The sequence below is a fragment of the Mycobacterium sp. genome (assembly GCF_049683935.1).
GTDB lineage: Bacteria > Actinomycetota > Actinomycetes > Mycobacteriales > Mycobacteriaceae > Mycobacterium.
Window position 1 is genome coordinate 1 of the sequence record NZ_JBAUJR010000347.1, and the last position, 4,329, is coordinate 4,329.

General features: G+C 63.8%; 6 protein-coding genes. All 6 read left to right on the plus strand.

The genetic code is table 11. The features are described from left to right. Positions 1–395, plus strand: a 395-nt coding sequence (locus tag WA965_RS20155) for a substrate-binding domain-containing protein (RefSeq protein ID WP_526448007.1), incomplete at its 5' end; no start/stop codon positions are given. Between the two features lie 164 nt (positions 396–559). Then, positions 560–1,546, plus strand: a complete 987-nt coding sequence (locus WA965_RS20160) for a substrate-binding domain-containing protein (RefSeq protein WP_526294292.1) — start codon at positions 560–562, stop codon at positions 1,544–1,546. A 31-nt stretch (positions 1,547–1,577) separates the two neighbouring features. Then, a complete protein-coding gene (locus WA965_RS20165) occupies positions 1,578–2,633 on the plus strand; it encodes an ABC transporter permease (RefSeq protein WP_526294291.1) in 1,056 nt (351 codons plus the stop codon). Between the two features lie 4 nt (positions 2,634–2,637). Then, positions 2,638–3,462 (plus strand): ATP-binding cassette domain-containing protein, encoded by an 825-nt coding sequence (locus WA965_RS20170; protein WP_526294290.1) that lies wholly within the window; start codon positions 2,638–2,640, stop codon positions 3,460–3,462. A 62-nt stretch (positions 3,463–3,524) separates the two neighbouring features. Continuing rightward, positions 3,525–3,998 (plus strand): SRPBCC family protein, encoded by a 474-nt coding sequence (locus WA965_RS20175; RefSeq protein ID WP_526294289.1) that lies wholly within the window; start codon positions 3,525–3,527, stop codon positions 3,996–3,998. 95 nt (positions 3,999–4,093) lie between these two features. Next, positions 4,094–4,231, plus strand: coding sequence for a hypothetical protein (locus WA965_RS20180; RefSeq protein WP_526448008.1), 138 nt, complete (start codon positions 4,094–4,096; stop codon positions 4,229–4,231). Positions 4,232–4,329 lie beyond the last annotated feature (98 nt).

Below are 4,329 nucleotides of genomic sequence, written 5' to 3' on the forward strand. Positions count from 1 at the left end.
TCCGGGCTGCGGGCCTGGATGAACTGATCCAGGCGGGCGGCCTGACTGAGCGGGAGGGGGCCGCCGCGGCATCGTCCCTGCTGGCCGCCGACGCGCTTCCGGACGCGGTCTTCGCCTTCAACGACCGCTGCGCGCTCGGTGTGATGGATGTGTTGATCCGCTCGGGAGTGGCGGTACCGCAACAGGTCTCGGTGATGGGCTTCGACGACAGCCCGCTGGCGGGGCTGGCCCACATCAGCCTCACGACGATCCGTCAGGACTGCGCCGCTCTGGCGGGTGCGGCGGTGGAGAGGCTGGTGGCGCGCCTGGAGGGCACTGTCGAGCAGGCGGATGTCGTCGACGTCGTCTGTGAGCCGGCCCTCGTGATGCGTGGCTCGACCGTCCCGCGTCGCTGAACAGCGCGAATCCGAAGCGCATATGACTTGCAGTCCTAATGTCAGGACAAAGTCTTGACTTTCGGGTGTGAGCCGTATTACATCAGTTGTGAGGCGTGTCGCCCGGCACAGGCCCGCGGGGGTCGATGAGGGCGTCGCGGCGGTCTCGAAGACAAGGAGAAGCAATGACGTTCAAGCGACTCGCGGCGTTCGCCGGAGCAGGCGCCCTGGTGTTGGGGATTGTGTCGTGCTCGTCGACCGGCGGAGCACCCGAGGGGTCCGGAGAGGGCTCCGGTGGCGGCACCGTCGACACCCCCCGAATGACCATCGCGATGATCACCCATGAAGTTCCGGGTGACTCATTCTGGGATCTCGTCCGCAAAGGCGCCGAGACTGCTGCGAAGAAGGACAACATCGAACTGCGGTACTCCAACGACCCGGAGGCGCCCAACCAAGCCAACCTGGTCCAGAGCGCGGTGGACAGTGGTGTCGACGGAATCGCCGTCACTCTCGCCAAGCCGGACGCGATGCGAGCAGCGGTGGATGCCGCTGCAGCCAAGGGTATTCCAGTGGTGGCCTTCAATGCGGGGATGGACTCGTGGCAGGAACTGGGCGTCAAGGAGTACTTCGGCCAGGATGGCTTCATTGCCGGACAGGGAGTCGGCGACCGACTGCGGTCGGAAGGTGCGACCAAGGCGCTCTGCGTCATTCAGGAACAGGGCCACGTCGACCTCGAAGCCCGCTGTGCCGGTGTCAGGGACACCTTCCCGGCCACCGAGGTCCTGAATGTCAACGGCAAGGACATGCCATCGGTGGAGTCCACCATGACCGCCAAGTTGCAGCAGGATCCCAGCGTCGACTACGTCGTGACCCTCGGAGCCCCGTTTGCTCTCACCGCTGTTCAGTCGGCCTCGAGGGCCGGCAGTGAAACCAAGATCGGCACCTTCGACACCAATGCTGCGCTGGTCGGCGCCATCGAGTCCGGAGATGTGCAGTGGGCCGTGGATCAGCAGCCATACCTGCAGGGCTATCTCGCCGTCGATTCCCTTTGGCTGTACCTGAGCAACGGCAACGTCCTCGGTGGTGGCCAGCCCACGCTGACCGGGCCCGCGTTCATCGACTCGACGAACATCGATGCAGTCGCCGAGTACGCGAAGGGCGGCACGCGATGATGAGTGATCGGGCACAGAACGGAGCAGCACGATGACTACGCAGACAGACCTGGAATCCACGCCCAAAGCGGCCAGAGACGAACGTGTCAAAGAGCGAAACCGGGCGCAGCGACTGTTGATCCGGCCCGAGGTGGGCGCAGCCATCGGCGCGATCGGCATCTTCGTGCTGTTCCTGGTCGTGGCGGAACCGTTCCGCGAGGCCGCCTCGCTGGCCACCGTGCTCTACGCCAGCTCCACCATCGGCATCATGGCCTGCGGTGTCGCGGTCCTGATGATCGGTGGCGAGTTCGACCTGTCGACCGGCGTGGCGGTGACGTTCAGCTCGCTGGCGGCGTCGATGCTGGCCTACAACCTGCACCTCAACCTGTGGGCCGGTGCGGCACTGGCGCTCGTTCTGGCGCTCGCGGTCGGCTTCTTCAACGGCTTCCTGGTGATGAAGACCAGGATCCCCAGCTTCCTGATCACGCTGAGCACGTTCTTCATGCTGGCCGGTATCAACCTTGCGGTGACCAAGCTGGTCGCCGGTCAGGTGGCCACCCAGAGTGTCAGCGACATGCAGGGCTGGGAGTCGGCGCGGACGGTGTTCGCCTCGTCGTTCACGGTGTTCGGGGTGAGTATCCGCATCACGGTCGTATGGTGGCTGATCTTCACCGCGGTGGCGACCTGGGTACTGTTCAAGACCAAAATCGGCAACTGGATCTTCGCAGTGGGTGGAGACGCGGAAAGCGCTCGTGCGGTGGGTGTTCCGGTCACTGCGGTCAAGATCGGACTGTTCATGTTCGTCGGCTTCTGCGCCTGGTTCGTCGGTATGCACCTGCTGTTCTCGTTCAACACCGTGCAGTCCGGCCAGGGCATCGGCAACGAGTTCTTCTACATCATCGCTGCGGTCATCGGCGGATGTCTGCTCACCGGTGGCTACGGCACCGCGATCGGAGCCGCGATCGGTGCATTCATCTTCGGTATGACCAACCAGGGCATCGTCTACGCAGGCTGGGACCCCGACTGGTTCAAGTTCTTCCTGGGCGCGATGCTGTTGTTCGCGGTGATCGCCAACAACGCCTTCCGTAACTACGCAGCGAAGAGGTGACCCGATGACCGCAACAGTCGAAAAGCCAAGCAGCGATACTCCTTCGGGCGGCAAGGTGCCGTTGGTCGAGCTGAAGAACGTCGGCAAGTCGTACGGCAACATCACCGCGCTCAAGGACATCTGTCTTCGAGTGCACGCCGGTGAGGTGACGGGCATCCTGGGTGACAACGGCGCAGGTAAATCCACGCTGATCAAGATCATCTCGGGGCTACATCAGCAGACCGACGGGGAGTTGCTCGTCGACGGCGAGGCGATCACCTTCGGTTCGCCGGCCGACGCGCTCGACAAGGGCATCGCCACGGTGTACCAGAATCTCGCGGTCGTACCGCTGATGCCGGTGTGGCGGAACTTCTTCCTCGGCCAGGAACTGCGAAAGAAGTCGTTCCCGTTCTCCTTGGATGCCAACGCGATGCGTGCCACCACGTTGACCGAGCTCTCGAAGATGGGCATTGACCTGCCCGACGTCGATGTGCCCATCGGCTCGCTGTCGGGTGGTCAGAAACAGTGCGTGGCCATCGCGCGCGCTGTGTACTTCGGGGCGCGGGTGCTGATCCTCGATGAGCCGACCGCCGCTTTGGGTGTCAAGCAGTCCGGTGTGGTGCTCAAGTACATCACCGCGGCCAAGGATGCCGGCTTCGGTGTGGTGTTCATCACCCACAACCCGCACCACGCGCATTTGGTGGGTGACCACTTCGTCCTGCTCAATCGTGGCCGGCAGAAGCTGGACTGCACCTATGACGAGATCACCCTGGAGCATCTGACACAGCAGATGGCCGGAGGTGACGAGCTCGAGGCGCTGTCGCACGAGTTGCGATCCGCGAAGAACTGACAATCGCACCCGAGGGCCCCGTCGACCGATTGGTCGGCGGGGCCCTCGGGTATAGCTCAGCCATGACTACGTCAAGTCTGAAGACAGAAGATGCCGGCCCGCGCACCGTCAGCCGCAGCGTGCAGGTGGGCGCACCGGTCGCAGAGATTTTCGCGATGGTCGTCGATCCACACCGCCATTCCGACATCGACGGGTCGGGGACCGTGCGGGACATCGAGGTCAAGGGTCCACATCGGCTCAGCGAGGGCGACAAGTTCACGGTGGGGATGACGCAGTACGGGTTGCCCTACAAGATCACCTCGACCGCCACGACGATCGAGGAGAATCGGGTCGTGGAATGGCAGCACCCCCTCGGACACCGGTGGCGCTGGGAGTTGGCCGAGGTCAGCCCGGGGACCACGAAGGTGACCGAGACATTCGACTACTCGACGGCGAAGCTGCCGTTCATGATCGAACTGCTGGGGATGCAGAAGCAGAACGCCAAGGGCATCGAATCGACGCTGACCTCTCTGGTCGACCGTTACGTCAAGCACTAGGCGACATCTCGCTCACACAACGTTCACGGTCTCGACATGGTGTCGCTGTTCACGTCGACGAGCCGATCGCCGATCTTCGCTGCACAATGGTGGCCATGGACAGTGATCTCGAATCACGCGCGGTCATGCCCGCCTGGCGTGACCCGCTGTCGGCGGGGTGGCGCGCCCACCGCGGCCTGCTGCTGTTGCGGCTGCGCTGGCACGAGCGCCGGGTCAGCATCCGCCGCGGGTAGCCCCTAGCCGCGGAGCTTCACCACCCGAGAACGCAGCAGATGGTGCCTGAAGTGCACCGATCGGTTCGCTGTGCCTCGTACGGGAGACGCATATACCC

Coding starts and splice junctions, on each gene's coding strand:
- WA965_RS20160 (WP_526294292.1), top strand. CDS start 560: ATGACGTTCAAGCGACTCGCGGCGTTCGCCGGAGCAGGCGCCCTGGTG.
- WA965_RS20165 (WP_526294291.1), top strand. CDS start 1,578: ATGACTACGCAGACAGACCTGGAATCCACGCCCAAAGCGGCCAGAGAC.
- WA965_RS20170 (WP_526294290.1), top strand. CDS start 2,638: ATGACCGCAACAGTCGAAAAGCCAAGCAGCGATACTCCTTCGGGCGGC.
- WA965_RS20175 (WP_526294289.1), top strand. CDS start 3,525: ATGACTACGTCAAGTCTGAAGACAGAAGATGCCGGCCCGCGCACCGTC.
- WA965_RS20180 (WP_526448008.1), top strand. CDS start 4,094: ATGGACAGTGATCTCGAATCACGCGCGGTCATGCCCGCCTGGCGTGAC.